Origin of the sequence: Flintibacter porci (genome assembly GCF_041925195.1) — a bacterium.
GTDB lineage: Bacteria > Bacillota > Clostridia > Oscillospirales > Oscillospiraceae > Lawsonibacter > Lawsonibacter porci.
Genome location: NZ_JBHEVB010000003.1, coordinates 59,268 through 80,085 on the forward strand (window position 1 = coordinate 59,268; position 20,818 = coordinate 80,085).

A 20,818-nucleotide genomic window follows, 5' to 3' on the forward strand; every position below is an offset into this window, starting at 1 on the left:
GTACTTTAACTATGACATGTGATATAATCAAAACAATAAAAAAGCAGCCCCAAAGTGGCCGCAAGATCACAGAGAAAACAGCAATCAAGCGGCAGTTGCGCCATTTTTGAAGCGTACTTTTCAAAAAGATGCTGCACTGTATTGAAATCTTCTCGCTTTTCACGCAAAAGGTCTGAAAACTTCTCAAAAGTTGTCCCTTTTTGCTCAAATATCATTGAAAAATCACTATTTCAAGAAAAAAAGAGAGGTTTGCCCGCTGCAAACCTCTCTTTTCTTACTTTTTCTTCTTGTTCATGTCAAACCCAATGCGTTTTTTCTGAGAAAACCGCTCCACAGGGGATGTTTGATTGACAGCGGTGATTAGGTCAGCAATATTGTGATTGTAATAGCCGTCAAGAGCTTTCAGGCTCTTGTGGCCTGTAATCCTTCGCAGAACCAGCGGGGCAATACCTTCCCGCACTTCCAGCGTAATGAACGTATGACGGAACAGGTGAATAGAAGTCTTTTCTACGCCCCGGCTCTTATTGTACCGGGCCACGCTGGATTGCAGCGTCACACGTCCCATCATATCGCCGTAGATGCTGCAAAACAGGTAATCGTCCGCCGCACCGTTGCGAACCATCATGTACTCCTGGAGAATAATAATCAGACTTTCGCTCAGAGGAACAACACGCGGCTCCTTATTCTTGGTATGAATCAGGGTAATATACCCCTCGTTCAGATTCACGTCCTTGCAGCGGATAGACCTCAGTTCAAGGGAGCGAATACCCGTACCCAAAAATACGCTGACAACGACCCAGGTACGGTATTCGTTGAACTTGTTCGTCTTGGGGCGGGCCAGCAGCTTTCTGATCTCGTCCTCGGTATAAACGTCCTTGAAATGCTCCTGATAGGCCATGTGCGACAACTGAATGTCGGCGGTGATGTAGCCGCGTTCCTTGCCGAACTTCAAGACGGGCGAAATTTTGAAAAGATAGCTGTTGACCGTTTCGGCCTTAACTCTGGTTGCAAGCTCCATCTGGTAATCATCGAACAGCTCTTGACGCAAATCGGAGCATCGAATGTCCTCCTGCAAGTATTCAAGGAACTTTTTACAGGCGTATTCATACCCGGCAATCGTGACTTCTTCAATGCCCCTTGTGCGGCAATCTCTGGAATAGAGCTGTACCAATTCACGAAAGTAAATGTCGGGCAGATTCTTGGCATTTCCCTTCAAACTGATTGTAGCTTTCCCACTCGGTCTGGGCATAACAAAACCTCCTCATTTTTCTGAAAACACGGTGGCTACCTTGGCTTGAAAAATGAGGAGGTTTGTCAATTTTTTGCTTTTTCTTTCTGCAACTTTTTCAATAGAAAACAGGGATTTTCTCTGATTTTATCGAAAAATCAGAACTTTTTCACTCCCATTCGATTGTGGCGGGGGGTTTGGACGTGATGTCATAGCAGATGCGGTTGATACCCTGCACCTCGTTGACGATGCGCACAGAGATCTTATCCAACACCTCGTAGGGGATACGGGCCCAGTCGGCGGTCATAAAGTCGCTGGTGGTCACAGCACGGAGAGCCAGGGTATAGTCGTAGGTACGGCCGTCACCCATAACGCCCACGGAGCGGGTGTTGGTAAGCACAGCGAAATACTGGTTGAGGTTCTTGTCCTCGCCGGCCTTGGCAATCTCATCCCGGAAGATGAAGTCGGCCTGACGCAGAATGTCCGCCTTCTCCTTGGTGATGTCGCCGATGATACGGATGGCAAGACCGGGACCGGGGAAGGGCTGACGGGACACCAGGTACTCAGGCAGTCCCAGCTCGCGGCCCAGCTGACGCACCTCGTCCTTGAAGAGCATACGCAGAGGCTCGATGATCTCCTGGAAGTCCACATAGTCGGGCAGGCCGCCCACGTTGTGGTGGCTCTTGATGACGGCGGCGTCACCGGCGCCCGACTCGATCACGTCGGGATAGATGGTGCCCTGAGCCAGGAAGTCCACCTTGCCGATCTTCTTGGCCTCTTCCTCAAAGACGCGGATAAACTCCTCGCCAATGATCTTACGCTTGCTCTCCGGGTCAGAGATCCCGGCCAGCTTGCCCAGGAAACGCTGCTCGGCGTCCACACGGACAAAGTTGATATCCCACTTGGAGAAGGCCTGCTCCACCTCGTCGCCCTCGTTGAGACGCATGAGGCCGTGGTCCACAAACACACAGGTGAGCTGGCTGCCTACCGCCTCGGCCAGCAGCGCGGCCACCACGGAGGAGTCCACACCGCCGCTGAGGGCCAGCAGCACCTTGCCGCTGCCTACCTTCTCCCGTACCTGCTGGATGGCGGTCTTGCAGTAGTCCTCCATGGTCCAGTCACCAGCGGCATGGCACACCTCATAGAGGAAGTTGCGGATCATGGCGATGCCGTTCTCGGTGTGGTTAACCTCGGGGTGATACTGCACGCCGTAGAAGCCACGCTTCTCGTCGGCAATGGCCACGTTGGGGCAGGCGTCGGAGTGGGCAGTGAGGGCAAAGCCCTCAGGCACCTTGGCCATATAGTCGCCGTGGCTCATCCAGGAGATGCCCTCCTCAGGCAGTCCCCGGAACAGCTTGCAGGCGGTATCGTAGTAGGTCTTGGTCTTGCCGTACTCCCGGGCGGAGTCATCCTGGGCCTCGGTGACCTGACCGCCCAGAGCATGGGCCATGAGCTGGCAGCCGTAGCAGATGCCCAGAATGGGTACACCCCAGGTAAAGATCTCCGGATCCACGTGGGGAGAGGTCTCCAGGTAGACGCTGTTAGGGCCACCGGTAAAGATGATGCCGATGGGGTTCATGGCCTTCAGCTCCGCCAGAGGGGTGGTGTAGGGCTTTACTTCACAGTACACATTGCACTCCCGGACCCGGCGGGCGATCAGCTGGTTATACTGGCCGCCGAAATCCAGAACGATCACAGTCTGATGGGACATAACAACTTCCTTTCTTACGCTGGACGCTTTGCCCAGGTTTTACACATCTTTTACTCATTGTTCCTTGTTCCCGTTCGCCGCAAGGGCTATACTGAAACCATGCAGAAGAAAGGAGGGAACAGAATGGACTTTCATTGGGACGCCTCCGCCGATCTGGAGGATCTGATCTACGAGAACCAGGACGTATCCGCCAGCGAACGGTAATCATATACCATCCAAAAGGCCGCACCGGAGGGTGTGGTTTTTTTCTGCCCTGCGGCAGCTCTCCCAAATAAAAGACCCATCCCCCGGCGAGTTTGGTCGCCGGGGGAATTGAGTTTTCAGCGAAAGAATTTCCGCCTTAGATCTTGGTGATGTCGATGGGCTTCAGGTCAACGCTGCGGCTCTGCTCCCGCACGGTGAGCACCGCACGGGCGGTGTCGATGGCGGTGACGCAGGTCACGCTGTGCTCCACGGCGGAGCGGCGGATCTTAAAGCCGTCGCTGTCGTGCTTGCGGCCCTTGGTGGGGGTGTTGATGATCATGTCCACCGTTCCGGAGGCGATCATATCCAGGATGTTGGGGTGGGACTGGGAGACGCGGTTGACCCGCTTGCAGGCGATGCCCGCCTCAGTGAGGGCATCGCAGGTGCCGGAGGTGGCAAAAATCTCAATGCCCATCTCCTCAAAGCCCCGGGCGATGCCAACCATCTCGGCCTTGTCCTCGTCCTTGACGGTGACGATGACCCGGCTGCCGCGCTTGGGCACCTTCAGACCAGCACCCTTGAAGGCCTTCAGCAGAGCCTGGGGATAGGTCTCAGCCAGACCCAGCACCTCGCCGGTGGACTTCATCTCCGGGCCAAGGCCGGTGTCCACGTCGGTGAGCTTCTCGAAGGAGAAGACGGGAGCCTTGACGGCATAGTACTTGGCCTCGGGGTAGAGACCGGTGCCGTAGCCCAGGTCTTTCAGCTTCTGGCCCAGCATGACCTTGGTAGCCAGGTCGATGATGGGCACGCCGGTGACCTTGGAGATATAGGGGATGGTACGGGAGGAACGGGGGTTGACCTCGATGACATAGATGTCGTCGTTGTAGAGGATATACTGGGCGTTGATGAGGCCGATGACGCCCAGGTGCTTGGCCATGTTCTTGGTGTGCTTCAGGATAAGCTCACGGTGCTTGTCCTCCAGATTGATGGGAGGATACACAGCAATAGAGTCGCCGGAGTGCACGCCGGCACGCTCCACGTGCTCCATGATGCCGGGGATAAGGATATCCTCGCCGTCGAACACGCCGTCCACTTCCAGTTCCCGGCCCATCAGATACTTGTCGATGAGGATGGGGTGCTCCTGGACAGTCATGTTGATGATGCGCATGAAGTCCTCAATGTTGCGGTCGGTGTAGGCGATCTCCATGCCCTGGCCGCCCAGCACGTAGGAGGGGCGCACCAGCACGGGGTAACCCAGCTCGTTGGCCGCCTTCAGGGCCTCCTGGGTGGTGAACACGGTGCGGCCCTTGGCGCGGGGGATCCCGCACTTCTCCAGAATCTCGTCGAAGCGCTCCCGGTCCTCGGCGGCGTCCACGCCGTCGGCGGGGGTACCCAAGATCTGCACGCCCATGTCGGTCAGAGCCTTGGCCAGCTTAATGGCGGTCTGGCCGCCGAACTGGACTACGGCGCCCCAGGGCTTCTCCTGCTCTACGATGTTCTGCACGTCCTCGGCGGTGAGGGGCTCGAAGTAGAGCTTGTCGGCTACGTCGAAGTCGGTGGAGACGGTCTCGGGGTTGTTGTTGACGATGATGGTCTCATAGCCCAGGCGCTTAAAGGCCCAGACGGAGTGGACGGAGCAGTAGTCAAACTCGATGCCCTGGCCGATACGGATGGGGCCGGAACCCAGCACCAGCACCTTCTTGCGGCCGTCGCCGGTATCCACCGCCTCATTCTCTCCGTCGTAGGAGGAGTAGTAGTAGGGGGTCTCGGCATCAAACTCGGCCGCACAGGTATCAACCATCTTGAAGGAGGGGATGATGCCGTACTTCTCCCGCAGAGCCTTCACCTCAGACTGCTGCATGCCGCACAGGGTACCAATGTAGCTGTCGGCAAAGCACATCTCCTTGGCGCGCTTCAGGGTATCGGCATCGGGAGTGCCCTTGCAGGCCTTCAGCTCCTCCTCCATGTCGATGATGCGCTTGAAGCCATCCAGGAACCAGATGTCCATCTTGGTGATGTGGTTGATCTTCTGGGGGGAGAAACCGCGGCGCAGAGCCTCTGCCACCACGAACAGACGCTCGTCGGTGACCTGGACCAGCAGGTCCTCGATCTCGTCGGTGTACAGGCCCTCCAGCTTGTCCAGCTTCAGGGCGCGGACGTTGAGCTCCAGAGAGCGGATGGCCTTCATCAGGGCTCCCTCAAAGGAGTTGGCAATGGCCATAACCTCGCCGGTGGCCTTCATCTGGGTGCCCAGAGTACGGCTGGCGGTGGTGAACTTATCAAAGGGCAGACGGGGGATCTTCAGCACGCAGTAGTCGATGGTGGGCTCGAAGCAGGCGGTGGTCTTGCCAGTCACCGCGTTGGGGATCTCGTCCAGAGTGTAGCCCAGAGCTACCTTGGCCGCCACCTTGGCGATGGGATAGCCGGTGGCCTTGGAGGCCAGAGCGGAGGAACGGGACACACGGGGGTTAACCTCGATAACAGCGTACTCAAAGCTGTCGGGATTCAGAGCAAACTGACAGTTACAGCCGCCCTCGATCTCCAGGGCGGAGATGATGTCCAGAGCGGCGGAGCGCAGCATCTGGTACTCCCGGTTGGCCAGAGTCTGGGTGGGGGCCACCACGATGGAGTCGCCGGTGTGCACGCCCACGGGGTCGATGTTCTCCATGGAGCAGATGGTGATCACGTTGCCCGCGGAGTCACGCATGACCTCAAACTCGATCTCCTTCCAGCCGGCGATGCAGCGCTCGATGAGCACCTCGCTGACGCGGCTGAGGTTGATGCCGCGGTCGGCGATCTCCCGCAGAGAGGCCTCGTCATAGGCGATGCCGCCGCCGGTACCGCCCAGGGTGTAGGCGGGACGGACGATGACGGGGTAGCCGATTTCGTTGGTGAAGGCTACGGCATCCTCCACGGAGTTGACCACCTTGGAGGTGACGCAGGGCTGGCCGATGGACTCCATGCAGTCCTTAAAGCCCTGGCGGTCCTCCGCCTTATGGATGGACTCGGGGCTGGTGCCCAGCAGCTTCACCCCGTACTTGGCCAGAGTGCCGTCCTCATACAGAGCCATAGCCAGGTTCAGGCCGGTCTGGCCGCCCATGTTGGGCAGCAGGGCGTCGGGCCGCTCCTTCTCGATGATCTGGGTCACCGAGTGGATGTTCATAGGCTCGATATACACATGGTCAGCAATATCCTTGTCGGTCATGATGGTGGCGGGGTTGGAGTTGATCAGCACCACCTCCATACCCTCTTCCTTCAGAGCACGGCAGGCCTGGGTGCCGGCGTAGTCAAACTCAGCGGCCTGGCCGATGACGATGGGGCCGGAACCCAACACCAGGACCTTCTTCACATCGGTATACTTGGGCATTACCGGGCACCTCCCTGATCCATGGATTCAATAAAGCGGTTAAACAGATATTCCGTGTCCTTGGGGCCGGCGTTGGCCTCGGGGTGGAACTGGGTGGTAAAGCAGTTGGGACGCTTGTAGCGCAGGCCCTCACAGGTGCCGTCGTTGACGTTGATGTGGGAGACCTCAGCCACAGCGGGGTCAACCGACTCAGACAGGACCATATAGCCGTGGTTCTGGCTGGTGATGAACACCCGGCCCTTCTCCAGATCCCGCACGGGGTGGTTTCCGCCCCGGTGACCGTAGGCCAGGCGGCCGGTCTTGGCGCCGGTGGCCAGAGCCAGCAGCTGGTGGCCCAGACACACGCCGAAGAGGGGGATGTCGCTCTCATAGAGCTTCTTCAGCTCGGCAATGATCTCCACATTCTCCGCCGGATCGCCGGGGCCGTTGGAGAGCATCACGCCGTCATACTTGCCGCCCAGCAGCTCCTCGGCCTTGGTAAAGGCGGGCACTGCGGTGACCTTGCAGCCGCGGCGGCGCAGGCACTCGATCATGTTCTGCTTGACGCCGAAGTCCATCATGGCCACGTGGTGACGCTCCTCGCCATAGGCGGGGAAGACCTCGGGCTCCTTCCGGGTGACCCGCTCTACCGTTCCGGTCACCTTATAGTTCTTCAATTTCTCCATGATCTCGGCAACATTAAAATGCTCCGCACAGGTGAGCATACCATTCATGCTCCCCTGACTACGGAGTATCTTGGTCAGAGCACGGGTATCCACGTTCTCAATGCCGCTGATATCGTGCTTTTTTAAATAGTTGTCCAGAGTGTCCTCACAGCGGAAATTGCTACCCCGGGGGGACAGATGACGAACCACCAGCGCCTCCACCCAGGGACGGCTGGACTCGTTGTCCTCGCTGTTGACGCCATAGTTGCCGATCAGAGGATAAGACATCACCACACCCTGACCCGCATAGGAGGGGTCGGTCAGGATCTCCTGATAGCCGGTCATAGAGGTGTTGAACACCATCTCACAGATCCGGTCGGAGGTACTGCCGATGCTGGTCCCGGAAAATACGCTTCCGTTGGCCAGGATCAAAGTCGCTTTCATCAATTCTCTCACACGCCCTTCCGTTCCAGTTCACTTTTTTCTGTCGCAAAAACGCAATGCTCAAAGTGTTTCAAGATATTGTATCGAAAATTCTTATACAATGCAAGAGGCATCTGTTATTTTTTCGAAATCTTTCTCCCTGCTTTTTTCCAAGGAATATCCGCCGTAAATTTTGGGCAAACTGGACAAACAATACTCGCCGGGAGGGAAGGAAATGTTTACCGGTTTTGTGCGCACGGTGATCTTATATCTGGTTTTGATCGTGGGCATCCGCCTGATGGGCAAGCGGCAGGTGGGGGAGCTGGAACCCTCGGAGCTGGTGCTGTCCCTGGTCATTGCTGACCTGGCTGCGGTCCCCATGCAGGATTTCGGTATTCCCCTTTTGGCCGGAGTGATCCCCATCCTCACCCTGCTGGCCCTGACCATGATCCTCTCTGTGCTCACCATGAAGCACGTGGGCTTTCGCGCCCTGCTGTGCGGGCGCCCCAGCGTGATCATCCGCCGGGGAAAGCTGGACCAGGGGGAGATGCGCCGCAACCGCCTGACGGTGGATGAGCTGATGGAGGAGCTGCGCTGCCAGGGCTACGCCGACCCCTCCGTGGTCTGGTACGCCATTTTGGAGACCAACGGGCAGCTCTCCGTCCTCCCCAAGGCCCAGGAAAAGCCCCCCACCCTGGCCCAGTTGGGCCAGAATCCAACCGAGTCCGGGCTTCCCCTGGTCCTCATCAGCGACGGGCATGTACTGGAGCACAACCTTACCGCCCGGGGCGTGGACCGGAACTGGCTGGAAAAGGAGCTGGGGCGCCAGGGCTGCAGCGACCCCAGCGCCGTCTTTTTGATGACGCTGGATGAGACCGGCGGCGTCTATCTGGCGCCTAAACAGGAGGAATAAGATGAAACGGCTTTGGATGGCGGTCCTTCTTCTGGCCGCGCTGTTGTCTTTGTGTCTGGTCAACGCCTGGTATTCCCTCACCCTCACCCGGCAGCTGTCTGAGCAGCTGGACCAGGCCCAGGCCCTGGTGGAGCAGGACCAGTGGGATCAGGCCCGCTCCATCACCCAGGAGGTCTACGACAGCTGGAACGGCCACCACTTTTACCTGCATGTCTTTCTGCGCCACTCGGACACCGACCAGATCCTGCGCACCTTCCGCCAGGTGATCCAGTACCTGGATTTGGAGGAGCTGGACCAGTACGCCGCCGCCAATGCGGACCTGGTGGCCCAGCTGGAGCTGCTCTCTGAGATGGAGCAGCCCAGTCTGGTCAATATTTTATAAGTAAAACAAGAGGACGGCTCTGTCTGAGCCGTCCTCTTGTTTGTCCGATTTGATTATTCCACCGTGACACTCTTGGCCAGGTTCCGGGGCTTGTCGATGTCACACCCCCGCATCAAAGCCACGTAGTAGGCAAACAGCTGCATGGGGATGACCTCCAGGGAGGGCAGGAACATGGGGTTGACCTCCGGGATGGTCATGGCGCTGTCCACCAGGCTCTCCAGAGCCTCTTTGTGGTTTTCACAGGCGATGCCGATCACGTCAGCTCCCCGGGCCTTGACCTCCTTGACGTTGCTCATGAGCTTCTCAAACAGCTCGTTCCACCCCGCCAGAGCCACCACCAGGGTGCCGTCCTCAATGAGGGAGATGGTGCCGTGCTTGAGCTCACCGGCAGCGTAGGCCTCGGAGTGGATATAGGAGATCTCCTTGAGCTTCAGGGAGCCCTCCAGGCCCACGGCGTAGTCGATGTTGCGGCCGATAAAGAAGACCGAGTTGTGGTTAAAGTAGATGGAGGCATAGTACTGGATCTTCTCCGTGTCCTTCAGAATGGCCTCCGCCTTGGCAGGCAGAGCGCGCAGCTCCTCTACCAGAACGCTGTACTCCTCCTTGGTCACCCGACCCAGCAGGTCGGCAAAATAGAGGCCCAGCAGGTAGACCACCGCCAGCTGGGTGGAGTAGGCCTTGGTGGTAGCCACGGCGATCTCCGGGCCAGCCCAGGTATAGAGCACGTCGTCCGACTCCCGGGCGATGGTGGAGCCCACCACGTTGACGATGGACAAAATCCGGGCGCCCAGCCGCTTGGCCTCCCGCATGGCGGCCAGGGTGTCGATGGTCTCACCCGACTGGCTGATGACCAACGCCAGGGTATGTTTGGTCACAATGGGGGCGCAGTACCGGAACTCAGAGGCCAGGGTGACCTCCACCGGGATGCGCAGCAGCCGCTCCAGGATATACTTGGCGGCCATACCCACGTGGTAGGAGGAGCCGCAGGCAATGACGTACAGCCGGTCCAGGTCCTCCAGTTCCTCTTTGGTGATGGTCACATCGTCCAACACCACTTTGCCGTCCCGCAGGCGGGGAGAGATGGTGTCCCGGATGGCCTTGGGCTGCTCCATGATCTCCTTGAACATAAAGTGCTCATAGCCGCCCTTTTCCGCCGCCGAGATCTCCCAATCCACGTAGGAGGTCTCCTTCTCCACCGGCTGGACCAGGGAGTTATACACCTTGACTCCATCCGGGGTAAGCACCGCCATCTCGCCGTCATCCAGGTAGCAGACCTCCCGGGTGTAGCGGATCAGGGCGGTAACGTCGCTGGCCAGCATGGTAAAGCCCTGGCCCAGGCCCAGGATCAGGGGGGAGTCCTTCCGCACCGCCACCAGCTTATCCGGCTCGTCGGCGCACACGATGCCCAGAGCATAGGCTCCCTGAATCCGGTGGAGCACCTTGGACACCGCGTCCAACAGGTCCCCCTTGTAGTAGTAGTCCAGCAGCTGGGCCACCACCTCGGTGTCGGTCTCCGAGACGAATTGAACCCCCTTGGACTCCAGGAATTTCTTTAACTTTGCGTAGTTTTCAATGATACCGTTGTGTACCACCGCCATACGGCCGGACTGGCTCACCTGGGGGTGGGAGTTTACGTCGTTGGGGGCTCCGTGGGTGGCCCAGCGGGTGTGGCCCACTCCCATCAGTCCGGGGACGTCCTGCCCCTCCCGGGTCAGGTCCCGCAGCACCTGGAGACGGCCCTTGGCCTTCACCACCTGCAAGCCCTTTTCTGCATCGTACACCGCCAGGCCCGCCGAGTCATAGCCCCGGTACTCCAGCCTGGACAGCCCATCCAGCAAAATAGGGGCTGCCTGTTCCTTGCCGATAAAACCAACGATTCCACACATATTGACTGTTCCTCCTAAAACTTGGATCTGGAGGGCAAACTCGCAGCCATTTGAACCTCGTTATCCGGTCCCAGCCCTTCTGTTTTGCGGTCACCCGCATATTTGTAGGCTGAGTACGCGCCCGGACCAGGCACGGAAGGGCGTCCGCCGAATTTACGGGACAGAGTTCTGTCCTTTCGATACTCCCTTCTCCTCGTCGTCCTGCCCGTATAGGACAGGCGCTGGCGCTTTGTGATGGGATCGCCCCATAGCCTCCTTTCTCTCTGCGATATGGTATAAAAAAGCGCAGTGCGCCTTTTTATCAAAGCATTCTTCGGTCCTCCGGATTGATGGACCGGATGGGACGGCAGGGGTTGCCCACCGCCAGTACGTTTTCCGGGATATCCCGGCTGACCACACTGCCCGCGCCGATCACCGACCCGGAACCGATGGTCACACCAGGCAGCACCACCACGTTGCCCCCGATCCACAAGTTGTCGCCTACGGTGATGGGTTTGGCAAACTCCAGCATCGCGTTGCGGGTGGGATAGTCCAGGGGGTGTCCGGCAGTATAGAAGCCGCAGTTGGGGGCAATGAACACATTGTCCCCGAACGTCACCGGGGCGCAGTCCAGGATGACGCAGTTGTAGTTGGCAAAGAAGTTCTCGCCCACCTGGATGTAGCTTCCGTAGTCACAGCGAAACTGGGGATTGATGGCACAGTTCTTCCCCACCTTGCCAAGCAGCTGCCGCAGCACCTGCATCCGAAGCTCAGTCTCGGTCATGGGCAAAGCGTTGAGCTGGCGGCACAGCAGGTCGGCCCGGTGCCGCGCGGCATTCAGCTCGGGTTCATCCGCACAGTAGAGCTGCCCGGACAACATTTTCTCTCGCTCTGTCATCCTTTTCCATCTCCTTCACGGGATGTTATCCTGAAAAACAGCCCTATTATAGCGGCCATCCCACCCCTCGTAAAGAGAATTTAACAAAAAATAATTTTTATTTTGATTTCTTTATGAAATACGTTTTCAGCCCTATCCCAACAAAAACACCGCCCTTCCAACATTAGGAAGAGCGGTGTCTTTTGTATTTTTATTTGGCTTACCGGACCAGCATGGTGCGGATGCGGGCCACGGCCTCCTTGGTAGCGTCGGCATCGCCAAAGGCGGTCAGGCGGATATACCCCTCGCCGCTGGGACCAAAGCCAGCGCCGGGGGTGGTGACCACGTTGGCCTCTTTCAGGAGCTTATCGAAGAACTCCCAGGAGCCCATGCCGTCGGGGGTCTTGAGCCAGATGTAGGGGGCGTTCACGCCGCCAAAGCAGGTGAGGCCCGCCTCGGTCAGGCCCTCCCGGATGACCCGGGCGTTCTCCTGGTAATAGGCGATGGTTTCCTTGATCTGGCGCTGGCCCTCCTCAGTGTAGACGGCAGCAGCGCCCCGCTGGATCACATAAGGCACGCCGTTGAACTTGGTGCACTGGCGGCGGTTCCACAGGGCGTTGAGCTTGGCCCCGTCCCGCTCCAGCTCCATGGGCACCACGGTGTAGGCGCAGCGGTTGCCGGTAAAGCCGGCGGTCTTGGAGAAGGACCGGAACTCGATGGCGCAGGTGCGGGCCCCCTCGATCTCATAGATGGTGTGGGGCACGTCGTCCTGGGTGATGAAAGCCTCGTAAGCGGAGTCGTAGAGGATGACAGCCTTGTTTTCGTTGGCGTAGTCCACCCAGGCCTTCAGCTGCTCCTTGGTAGCCACGGTGCCGGTGGGGTTGTTGGGGAAGCACAGGTAGATCATATCCACCTTCTCCTGGGGGATCTGGGGGGTAAACCCATTCTCCTCCACGCAGGGCATGTAGACCAGCTTGGACCACTTGCCCAGCTCCTCCTGGAAGTCACCGGCCCGGCCAGCCATGGCGTTGGTATCCACATACACGGGATAGACGGGGTCACACACGGCCACCACGTTGTCGGCGCCGAAGATGTCGCCGATGTTGCCGCAGTCGCTCTTGGCGCCGTCGGAGACAAATATCTCGTTGGGCTTGATATCCACGCCCCGGGCGGCATAGTCGGTCTTGGCAATGGCCTCCCGCAGGAAATCGTAGCCCTGCTCGGGACCGTAGCCGTGGAAGCCCTCAAAGGTGCCCATCTCATCCACTGCCTTGTGCATGGCTTCGATGACAGCGGGGGCCAGAGGCCGGGTCACGTCACCGATGCCCAGACGGATCATCTTGGCCTCGGGGTGCTCGGCGGTGTAAGCGGCCAGACGGCGGGCGATCTCAGAAAACAGATAGCTGCCGGGCAGCTTGAGGAAATTTTGGTTCACTTTGGTCATAGCGTACCGCTCCTTTGTGCCGTAAGGGCAAAGTTTCATGGTTGATATTATCCCCGATGCTCCCCCGGTTGTCAATCTAAATTTCCCCCTGGAACACCGTGCGGGCCGGGCCGGTCAGCAGGATACGGCCGCTCTCCCGCTCCCACTCCACCTTCAGCTCGCCCCCGGGCAGCGCCACCGTGGCCCGCCGGTCGCACCGCCCCGACTTGACCGCCGCCGCCAGCACCGCGCAGGCTCCCGTCCCGCAGGCCAGGGTGGGGCCGCTCCCCCGCTCCCACACCCGCACCCGCAGCCGGTCCCGGGCCTCCACAGCAACAAACTCCATGTTCCATTCCCCGGGAAAGGCCGGGTCCCGCCCCAGAGCCGCTCCCCGCACCTCCAGGTCGATCTTCTCCGGTTCCGGGCAGAAAATCACCCCGTGGGGGTTGCCCATGTCCACCGGATACACCATCTCCCCCTGCACTTCTACCGGCGGACTCAGTTTAGGCTCCCCCATATCCACCGTGACCTCCCGCACCTGTCCCCCCAGCACATGCAGGCAGAGAAACCGCGGCCCGGCGTCGGTATCGATGGTCAGGCAGGTCTTTCGGGTCAGGCCGTTGTCGTACACGTATTTGCCTACGCACCGGATGCCGTTGCCGCACATGGCCCCCCGGGAACCGTCGGCGTTGTACATCTCCATGGTAAAATCCCCTTCCCGGCCCGGCCGGATGCAGATGAGCCCGTCCGCCCCCACCCCAAAGTGGCGATCTGACAGCGTTACCGCCAGCCCCGGCAGGTCCTCCGGGACCTCTTTGAGGCAGTTCAAATAGATATAGTCATTTCCCAGACCCTCCATTTTGGTAAAGCGCATGCCCGCTCCTTTCCCGCTCAGCCCCTCCGGGCAGCACACGCCCGGACCTACACCGGAAAGCATATGCCCCTTCGCCCCCTCTTAGCACCCGCCTACCGCTCCCCTCCTGTTTTCCCGTCCTTTTTCCTCTTTTGTGAATTTTTCCACATCCGCCCCCAGCTGATTTGGAAAGTTTGTCGCAATCCAAACTTGAAAAATTGCGGTTTGGGTAGTATCGTATTATTATTATTCGGGCGCGGCCTCAGGACCGCACCACACTACGGAAAGTGGGGCAAGGACGTCCACCCAGGGCGGTCTTGTCTTCTTTTTTACCCCGGCACCGCCAAAATCAGAGGAAAGGGTTTGAGACAATGAGCGATAAAATCACAGAGATCTTTGGCTCCAACGTGTTCAGCACCTCGGTCATGCAGGAGCGCCTGCCCAAGAAGGTCTTTGCTGAAGTCATGGACGTGATGGAACACGGCGGCAACATCAGCATCGCCACTGCCGACATCGTGGCCAACGCCATGAAGGACTGGGCTGTTGAGAAGGGCGCCACCCACTACACCCACTGGTTCCAGCCTCTTACCGGCATCACCGCCGAGAAGCACGACGCCTTTATGACCCGCCCCGAGGACAGCAAGACCCTCCTGCAGCTCACCGGCAAGCAGCTCATCATGGGCGAGTCCGACGCCTCCTCCTTCCCTTCCGGCGGCCTGCGCTCCACCCACTACGCCCGGGGCTACACCGCCTGGGATATGACCTCCCCTGCCTTTGTCAAGGAGATGACTGCCGGCACCATCCTGTGCATCCCTACCATCTTTGTCTCCTATAACGGTGAGGCACTGGACAAAAAGACCCCCCTGCTGCGCTCCATGGAGGCCATCAACACCCAGGGTCTACGTATCCTGCGTCTGTTCGGCAACACCCAGGCCCAGAAGGTCTTCCCCTCGGTCGGCCCTGAGCAGGAGTACTTCCTGGTAGACCGGGAAAAGTACCTCAACCGCCGGGATCTCATCTACACCGGCCGCACCCTCTTCGGTGCTCCCGCCCCCAAGGGCCAGGAGTTGGACGACCAGTACTTCGGCGTCATCCGGGAGCGGGTGGGCGACTTCATGTCCGACCTGAACCAGGAGCTGTGGAAGCTGGGCATCCCCGCCGTCACCCAGCACAATGAGGTGGCCCCCGCTCAGCACGAGATGGCCCCCATCTACACCATGTGCAACCTGGCTGTGGACCAGAACCAGCTGACCATGGAGACCATGAAGCGGGTAGCCACCCGTCACGGTCTGGTGTGCCTGCTCCACGAGAAGCCCTTTGCCGGCGTCAACGGCAGCGGCAAGCACAACAACTGGTCCATCGGCACTGATACCGGCGAGAACCTGCTGGACCCCGGCGACACCCCCAACGAGAACCTCCAGTTCCTGCTGGTCCTCTCCTGCATCATGAAGGCCGTGGACATCCACGCCGATCTGCTGCGTCAGTCCGCCTCCTGTGTGGGCAACGAGCATCGTCTGGGCGGCCAGGAAGCTCCCCCCGCCATCATCTCCATCTTCCTGGGTGACCAGCTGGAGAGCGTAGTGGAGCAGATCGTCTCCAACGCGGACTCCATTAAGCTGCTGGCCACCGGCAAGCTGGACTCCGGTGTATCCACCGTCCCTGTTCTCAACCGGGACGCCACCGACCGCAACCGCACCACTCCCTTCGCCTTCACCGGCAACAAGTTCGAGTTCCGCATGGTGGGCTCTTCCGACTCCATCGCCGACGCCAACACCACCCTCAACGCCATCGTGGCCGAGGCCCTGTGTCAGGCTGCCGATGAGCTGGAAGCTGCCGACGACTTCTCCACCGCCTGCATGCAGGTCATCCACCGCAACATGACCGAGCATCAGCGCATCATCTTCAACGGCGACGGCTACTCTGAGGAGTGGGTCCAGGAGGCCGCCCGCCGCGGTCTGCCCAACCTGCCCTCCCTGGTGGACGCGGTGCCCGCTCTCACCACCCAGAAGGCTATCAACCTGTTCACCCGCTTTGGCATCTACACGCCCCAGGAGCTGGAGGCCCGGGCTGAGATCATGTACGAGACCTACATCAAGGTCATCAAGATCGAAGCTAACACTATGATCCATATGGCCGCCAAACACTACATCCCCGCTGTCATTCACTACACCACCCGCCTGGCTCAGTCCATCAACGCCGTGGCCTCTGCCTGTCCTCAGGCCGAGCTGTCGGTGCAGCGCAAGCTGCTGCAGGAGGTAAGCCGCTACCTGGCCGACGCCTCCACCGCTCTGGAGCAGCTCAAGCCCCTGATGGGCCGGGTAGACTCCATCGACGGGGTCAAGGAGATGGCTCTGGCCTACCACGACGCGGTGGTACCTGCCATGGACGCCCTGCGCTACCCCATCGACACCCTGGAGCTGATGGTGGACAAATCCATCTGGCCTGTCCCCACCTATGGCGATCTGATGTTCGAGGTTTAAAAGGATATAAAAAAATTGCCCGCCGGTAGGTGGGCAATTTTTTATGGGCATTTTTCCTTTCCAGCCTTTTTCTCGCATCGTCCATTCTTTTTCGACACAGTCTAGGCTGGGAGGTGATCCACGTTGGAAGACAGCGAAGCACTTTTGCGTTTTATTCACAAAAATGCCGCCATGGGCGTCGGCACCCTGCCCCAGGCCCTCTCTCTGCCCCAGAGCCGGGCTATGACCTCCGCCCTTCAGGACCAGCTGCGGGAGTACCGCTCCATCGCCGCCCGGTCCCAGAGTTACGCCAAGGAGAAGGGTCTTCATCTGAAAGGTCCGGGCAGTGCCGCGCTGGCCATGTCGGGGATGATGCTCCGGGCCCAGACCGCTCTGGACCCCTCTACTTCCAAGCTGGCGGAGATGATGATCCAGGGCAGCACCATGGGCACGGTGGAGATGACCCGGCGTCTGCATCAGCTCTCGGATCAGTCTGACCCGGAACTGGTCTCGCTGGGCCGGCAGCTGTTACAGACAGAGGAACAAAACATTCAACAGATGAAGCGCTTTTTGTGAAAAAACTGCCCGCGGCCAAGCCGCGGGCAGTTTTTTCATTCTTATTTGTCCTTCAGCAGTTTGTTGAGCTCCTGCATAAAAGTATTGATGTCCTTGAACTGACGATAGACCGAGGCAAAGCGTACATAGGCCACCTCGTCCACCTTTTTCAGGCGCTCCATCACCAGCTCGCCGATCTGGGCGGAGCTGACCTCCCGCTCCATCTCGTTTTGCAGCTTCTGCTCGATCTCGTTGACGATGCCCTCCAGGGTCCCCACCGACACCGGCCGCTTCTCACAGGCCCGGATCAAACCGCCCATGACCTTGTTGCGGTCAAAGCTCTGGCGGCTGCCGTCCCGCTTGACCACTACCAAAGGTAGGCTCTCCACCGTCTCATAGGTGGTAAACCGCTTATGGCAGGACAGGCACTCCCGGCGGCGGCGGATGCTGGCTCCCTCCTCAGCGGGGCGGGAATCCACCACTTTACTCTCCAGATAGGCGCAATAGGGGCATTTCATTGGCAGTTCCTCCCAATTCAGGCGTCTTTGTTTTAGTGTAGCACATTTTTTCCTGCTGTGGTAGTCCCCACCGAAATTTATTTTCTTCTCCGGTGCTGTTTTTCTTCTCTGGGACATACCAGTTAAGTGGAGGTGACGCCATGTCCGTCCTGCACACACTGACACAGCATCTCTGGTGCCCCTGGCTGCTGGGGGGCTTTCTGCTTACCGGGCTGGTCTACTCTCTTGGCTCAGGGTTTTTCCCCTTTTTCCACGCCCGGCTGTGGCTTGGTACCACGCTGGGCAGTCTGTTTCATCCCACCGCGGAGAAAAAAGGAGGCGGTCTGTCCTCCATCCAGGCCCTGGCCACCGCCCTGGCCTCCACCATGGGGACGGGCAGTATCGCCGGGGTGGCCGCCGCCCTGTGTCTGGGCGGTCCAGGGGCAGTCTTTTGGATGTGGGTGTCCGCCCTGCTGGGGATGATGACCAGCTGCGGGGAAAAGCTGCTGTCTGTGCGCTACCAGCGCCCAGCTCCCGGCGGCGGCCGCCAGGGCGGTCCTATGTTCTATCTGCGGGATGGGGTGGGCTCTCCCCTGCTGGCGGTCTGGTTCTCTCTGGCCTGTCTCCCCGCCACGTTGGCTGGGGGCGGGATGGTCCAGTCGGGTTCCATCGCCGCCTCCCTCCACGGAGCCTTTGGCTGGCCGCCCCTGGCCATCGGCCTGGGCACCGTGGCTGCGGCGGGGATGATCCTTACCGGAGGACTGGGCCGCATCGCCCGGGTGTCCCAGGCTCTGGTCCCCGCCATGGCACTGCTATATCTGGGTGGAGGCGCGCTGGTGCTGCTGCTGCGCTGGCCGCAGGTGCCCCAGGCCCTCTCTCTCATTTTCCGCTGCGCCCTCACGCCCCAGGCCGCGCTGGGAGGCGGTCTGGGCTGGACAGCGGCGGAGGCTCTGCGCCACGGGGTGGCTCGGGGAGTGTTCACCAATGAGGCGGGCTTGGGCACCTCCGCTATGGCCCACGGCGCCGCCGAAGTGGATCACCCCGCCCGTCAGGGCATGTGGGGCATTTTTGAGGTGTTCTTCGCTACCCTGCTCACCTGTACCCTCACCGCCCTGGTCATTCTGGTTGGGGGCGTGTACCAGCCAGAGACGGTACTCTCTCAGCTGCGCCAGGGCACGCTTCCCGACTGGGCCTTGGGCGTTCCCCTCACTGCCCGCTCTTTTTCCGCCGTACTGGGAGAGGCAGGGGCATGGATCGTTTGGATCAGCCTGCTTCTGTTTGCCTTCTCCTCCATTCTCGGCTGGAGCTACTACGGTCAGCAGAGCCTGCGCTTCCTCACGGGCGGAGACCGCCTCCTCCCCCTGTACCGTGCTGTCTTTTTGGGATGTGTAGTCCTGGGGGCCTGCGGGAACAGCGCAGGACTTTGGCAGCTGGTGGACCTGTGCAATGCCCTGATGGCCATTCCCAACCTGCTGGCTCTGCTTCTGCTGGCTCCCCAGGCCCTGCGTCTGCTGCAGCAATGGGTTCAGCAACAAAATGCCCCGGTGTGACATGTCACACCGGGGCATTTTGCTTCGTTTAATCCAGGCAGAACATGGGGCGGGCCTCATCAAACAGGTCCACCATACCGCAGTAGTTGAGGGTCTCATAGGTCTCCAGCCACTGCTGCTGTTCCTCATTGAGCTCCTCCCGTTCCAGATACTCCCCATCTGCCGTGAGGATCCCCACCGGGGTGATGGCAGGCATCTCCTCATAGAGTTGAGAGAGGAAGTTCATAAAGCCGGTCAGCGGCATCCCCGCCAGCTTGGCGGTGAGCACACCCAGGTAGTTGGGGCTGATCATTAACCCCTCCTGCTCCTCAATATCATAGTTGGTCCAGATAAAGAAGGGGACCTGGTACTGCTGCATCACCTCTTCGGTGGTTCGCTCCGAGAGAGGCTTTCCGTAGAGTTTTTCATAAAACGCGTTTTTCAGAGGCGGCTGGTGATCGCCAAAGAAGACGATCATGGTGGGCTCACTGCTCTGTTCGTAGTGGGCCACCAGCTGCTCCAGCGCCTGGTCGCTCTCCAGCACCAGAGATAAGTACTGCTCCGAGGAATAATCCGCCTGGCGCAGATCATCGGATACCGTCACCGTTTTCTCCAGGTTGTTCCAGCCCTGGGCGTAGCTGCTGTGGTTCTGCATGGTGACGTTGAAAATGAAGTTGGGGTCTCCCTGCTCCGCATCGGTGATCTGGAAGATGGTCTCATAGTCCGACTGGTCGGAGATGTAGTTGCGGATCATATAGGCGTTGTCCACATCCTCCTGGTAGAGCTGGTTATCAAAGCGCATGTTGTTATACACGATGGGCCGGTTCCATCCCGAGGACTTATAGGGGTGAAAGGCGGTAGTTTCATAGCCGTTCACTCCAAACAGGGATGCCAGGGAGGGCATCCCTTCTTTGGTGTAGAGCTGGTAGGCTACTGTGTGGGGAGGCTGGAAGATGGTGGAGAACCCGGTGAGGTATTCAAACTCCACACTGGCAGTACCTCCTCCGGTAACGGGGGAGTACATCCAGCCTTTAATGGTGTTCTCACTGAGGGAGTGGAGGAAGGGGGTGGGGTCCTGAGAGACCTCCAGATTGTCAAAGATGGTCAGGTCGGAGAAGGACTCATTCATGACCACAATGATATTGATGGGCTTGGTCGTGTCCACATTTTCTTCCACACCGGGGTACTCGTCCATCAGTTTCAGCACAAGGTCATGGCTGTAATCATCGGGCTTATCCACCGAGCTATACCGCAGGGCCACCGTGAAATTCAGGAGGAAGCCGTTGGCCTGGGTGACCCACTGTTGGGTATAGATCCCCAGGGCAGGCAGCATGCCAGTAAAGAAGAAGGCAAAAGAGTAGCCGATGCAGAAGATCCAGCCCACGATTCCCACCGGCAGAGGCAGCTTGTCCCGCTTGGGCTGCGGCTGGCACATCCACACCAAAAACAGGTAAGCTACCAGCAGCACCGCCGCCTGCTCCATATAGGTATCAATGGAAAAGTCAAAGGCGTCGGCCACATTGGCCGCCGTCTTCCAGCTGGCCACATCGGCAGGAAAAAAAATGCGGCCCCGGAAGCGCAGCACATAGTGGTTTACCAGTCCAATCAAAAAACTCAGGCAGATGGCCAGTCCGGCTGCCCGGCGGCGGCGCCCCAGCACCAGCCGGCACACAAAGAACAGGATGTAATACCAGACCAGATTCATCAGCACCTGCCAGGCCTGCAGGTCGGAAAACACATCGTTCTGGTTGAGGATCTCCACCATCCAGAAGGCTGCCCAGGGTCCCAGCAGGAATACCAGTCTGGACATCCATTTCCATGGCTGGCTGCGCAAGTCGGCCACCAGCCGCGGGAACGTATCGCGGTACAATAAAGCTCTCATAGGATCTCCTTTGGCGGTCTGAACCGC

Annotated in this window: 15 protein-coding genes; 5 read left to right on the forward strand and 10 right to left on the reverse strand. The window is 59.2% G+C overall.

The window, feature by feature from the left end:
- Positions 1-274: 274 nt before the first annotated feature.
- From ACEVJL_RS03805 to ACEVJL_RS03820, 4 genes are all read right to left on the reverse strand, one after another.
- Positions 275-1,249 (reverse strand): tyrosine-type recombinase/integrase, encoded by a 975-nt coding sequence (locus tag ACEVJL_RS03805; RefSeq protein WP_374736914.1) that lies wholly within the window; start codon positions 1,247-1,249, stop codon positions 275-277.
- Positions 1,250-1,397: 148 nt separating this feature from the next.
- Complete coding sequence (guaA, locus tag ACEVJL_RS03810) at positions 1,398-2,939, reverse strand: glutamine-hydrolyzing GMP synthase (protein WP_151076162.1); 1,542 nt, start codon at positions 2,937-2,939, stop codon at positions 1,398-1,400.
- Between the two features lie 340 nt (positions 2,940-3,279).
- Complete coding sequence (gene carB, locus ACEVJL_RS03815; RefSeq protein WP_374736915.1) at positions 3,280-6,489, reverse strand: carbamoyl-phosphate synthase large subunit; 3,210 nt, start codon at positions 6,487-6,489, stop codon at positions 3,280-3,282.
- Positions 6,489-7,577 (reverse strand): carbamoyl phosphate synthase small subunit, encoded by a 1,089-nt coding sequence (locus ACEVJL_RS03820; protein WP_235396335.1) that lies wholly within the window; start codon positions 7,575-7,577, stop codon positions 6,489-6,491. Before ACEVJL_RS03820 ends, carB begins: the two co-directional genes overlap by 1 nt.
- A gap of 214 nt (positions 7,578-7,791) precedes the next feature.
- Here ACEVJL_RS03820 and ACEVJL_RS03825 point away from each other — a divergent pair, with 214 nt between their 5' ends.
- Positions 7,792-8,469 carry a DUF421 domain-containing protein gene (locus tag ACEVJL_RS03825; RefSeq protein ID WP_235395915.1) on the forward strand — a complete coding sequence of 226 codons (678 nt, stop codon included), beginning with the start codon at positions 7,792-7,794 and terminating at the stop codon, positions 8,467-8,469.
- 1 nt (position 8,470) lies between these two features.
- Positions 8,471-8,851 (forward strand): DUF4363 family protein, encoded by a 381-nt coding sequence (locus ACEVJL_RS03830; protein WP_191905318.1) that lies wholly within the window; start codon positions 8,471-8,473, stop codon positions 8,849-8,851.
- A gap of 53 nt (positions 8,852-8,904) precedes the next feature.
- On the opposite strand, the gene glmS is transcribed toward ACEVJL_RS03830, so the two are convergent.
- The 4 genes from glmS to dapF all read right to left on the reverse strand — a co-directional run bounded on the left by glmS (position 8,905) and on the right by dapF (position 13,953).
- On the reverse strand, positions 8,905-10,737 hold the full coding sequence (gene glmS, locus ACEVJL_RS03835; protein WP_374736916.1) for a glutamine--fructose-6-phosphate transaminase (isomerizing): 1,833 nt from the start codon (positions 10,735-10,737) through the stop codon (positions 8,905-8,907).
- Between the two features lie 301 nt (positions 10,738-11,038).
- Positions 11,039-11,614, reverse strand: a complete 576-nt coding sequence (locus ACEVJL_RS03840) for a sugar O-acetyltransferase (protein WP_374736917.1) — start codon at positions 11,612-11,614, stop codon at positions 11,039-11,041.
- Between the two features lie 199 nt (positions 11,615-11,813).
- The gene (locus ACEVJL_RS03845) at positions 11,814-13,037 is read right to left on the reverse strand and encodes an LL-diaminopimelate aminotransferase (protein ID WP_374736918.1); all 1,224 of its coding nucleotides are present in this window, start codon (positions 13,035-13,037) and stop codon (positions 11,814-11,816) included.
- Positions 13,038-13,113: 76 nt separating this feature from the next.
- Positions 13,114-13,953, reverse strand: a complete 840-nt coding sequence (gene dapF / locus ACEVJL_RS03850; RefSeq protein WP_484489533.1) for a diaminopimelate epimerase — start codon at positions 13,951-13,953, stop codon at positions 13,114-13,116.
- 287 nt (positions 13,954-14,240) lie between these two features.
- Here dapF and ACEVJL_RS03855 point away from each other — a divergent pair, with 287 nt between their 5' ends.
- Both ACEVJL_RS03855 and ACEVJL_RS03860 read left to right on the forward strand, forming a co-directional pair.
- Positions 14,241-16,349 (forward strand): glutamine synthetase III family protein, encoded by a 2,109-nt coding sequence (locus tag ACEVJL_RS03855; RefSeq protein WP_302667498.1) that lies wholly within the window; start codon positions 14,241-14,243, stop codon positions 16,347-16,349.
- 123 nt (positions 16,350-16,472) lie between these two features.
- Positions 16,473-16,904 carry a hypothetical protein gene (locus ACEVJL_RS03860; RefSeq protein ID WP_325207895.1) on the forward strand — a complete coding sequence of 144 codons (432 nt, stop codon included), beginning with the start codon at positions 16,473-16,475 and terminating at the stop codon, positions 16,902-16,904.
- A gap of 41 nt (positions 16,905-16,945) precedes the next feature.
- Here the strand turns inward: ACEVJL_RS03860 and nrdR are convergent, their stop codons facing one another.
- Positions 16,946-17,401, reverse strand: a complete 456-nt coding sequence (gene nrdR / locus ACEVJL_RS03865) for a transcriptional regulator NrdR (RefSeq protein ID WP_008981790.1) — start codon at positions 17,399-17,401, stop codon at positions 16,946-16,948.
- A gap of 140 nt (positions 17,402-17,541) precedes the next feature.
- Between nrdR and ACEVJL_RS03870 the strand changes: the two genes are divergently transcribed.
- Positions 17,542-18,930 carry an alanine/glycine:cation symporter family protein gene (locus tag ACEVJL_RS03870; RefSeq protein ID WP_374736919.1) on the forward strand — a complete coding sequence of 463 codons (1,389 nt, stop codon included), beginning with the start codon at positions 17,542-17,544 and terminating at the stop codon, positions 18,928-18,930.
- A 28-nt stretch (positions 18,931-18,958) separates the two neighbouring features.
- On the opposite strand, the gene ACEVJL_RS03875 is transcribed toward ACEVJL_RS03870, so the two are convergent.
- Positions 18,959-20,791 (reverse strand): LTA synthase family protein, encoded by a 1,833-nt coding sequence (locus ACEVJL_RS03875; RefSeq protein ID WP_374736920.1) that lies wholly within the window; start codon positions 20,789-20,791, stop codon positions 18,959-18,961.
- Positions 20,792-20,818 lie beyond the last annotated feature (27 nt).

Excerpts from the sequence above, each read along its gene's own strand:
- glmS (WP_374736916.1), bottom strand. The coding sequence starts at position 10,737 with ATGTGTGGAATCGTTGGTTTTATCGGCAAGGAACAGGCAGCCCCTATT.
- ACEVJL_RS03805 (WP_374736914.1), bottom strand. The coding sequence starts at position 1,249 with ATGCCCAGACCGAGTGGGAAAGCTACAATCAGTTTGAAGGGAAATGCC.
- nrdR (WP_008981790.1), bottom strand. The coding sequence starts at position 17,401 with ATGAAATGCCCCTATTGCGCCTATCTGGAGAGTAAAGTGGTGGATTCC.
- ACEVJL_RS03825 (WP_235395915.1), top strand. The coding sequence starts at position 7,792 with ATGTTTACCGGTTTTGTGCGCACGGTGATCTTATATCTGGTTTTGATC.
- ACEVJL_RS03830 (WP_191905318.1), top strand. The coding sequence starts at position 8,471 with ATGAAACGGCTTTGGATGGCGGTCCTTCTTCTGGCCGCGCTGTTGTCT.
- ACEVJL_RS03840 (WP_374736917.1), bottom strand. The coding sequence starts at position 11,614 with ATGACAGAGCGAGAGAAAATGTTGTCCGGGCAGCTCTACTGTGCGGAT.
- ACEVJL_RS03855 (WP_302667498.1), top strand. The coding sequence starts at position 14,241 with ATGAGCGATAAAATCACAGAGATCTTTGGCTCCAACGTGTTCAGCACC.
- ACEVJL_RS03820 (WP_235396335.1), bottom strand. The coding sequence starts at position 7,577 with ATGAAAGCGACTTTGATCCTGGCCAACGGAAGCGTATTTTCCGGGACC.
- carB (WP_374736915.1), bottom strand. The coding sequence starts at position 6,489 with ATGCCCAAGTATACCGATGTGAAGAAGGTCCTGGTGTTGGGTTCCGGC.
- dapF (WP_484489533.1), bottom strand. The coding sequence starts at position 13,953 with ATGCTTTCCGGTGTAGGTCCGGGCGTGTGCTGCCCGGAGGGGCTGAGC.
- guaA (WP_151076162.1), bottom strand. The coding sequence starts at position 2,939 with ATGTCCCATCAGACTGTGATCGTTCTGGATTTCGGCGGCCAGTATAAC.
- ACEVJL_RS03870 (WP_374736919.1), top strand. The coding sequence starts at position 17,542 with ATGTCCGTCCTGCACACACTGACACAGCATCTCTGGTGCCCCTGGCTG.
- ACEVJL_RS03875 (WP_374736920.1), bottom strand. The coding sequence starts at position 20,791 with ATGAGAGCTTTATTGTACCGCGATACGTTCCCGCGGCTGGTGGCCGAC.
- ACEVJL_RS03845 (WP_374736918.1), bottom strand. The coding sequence starts at position 13,037 with ATGACCAAAGTGAACCAAAATTTCCTCAAGCTGCCCGGCAGCTATCTG.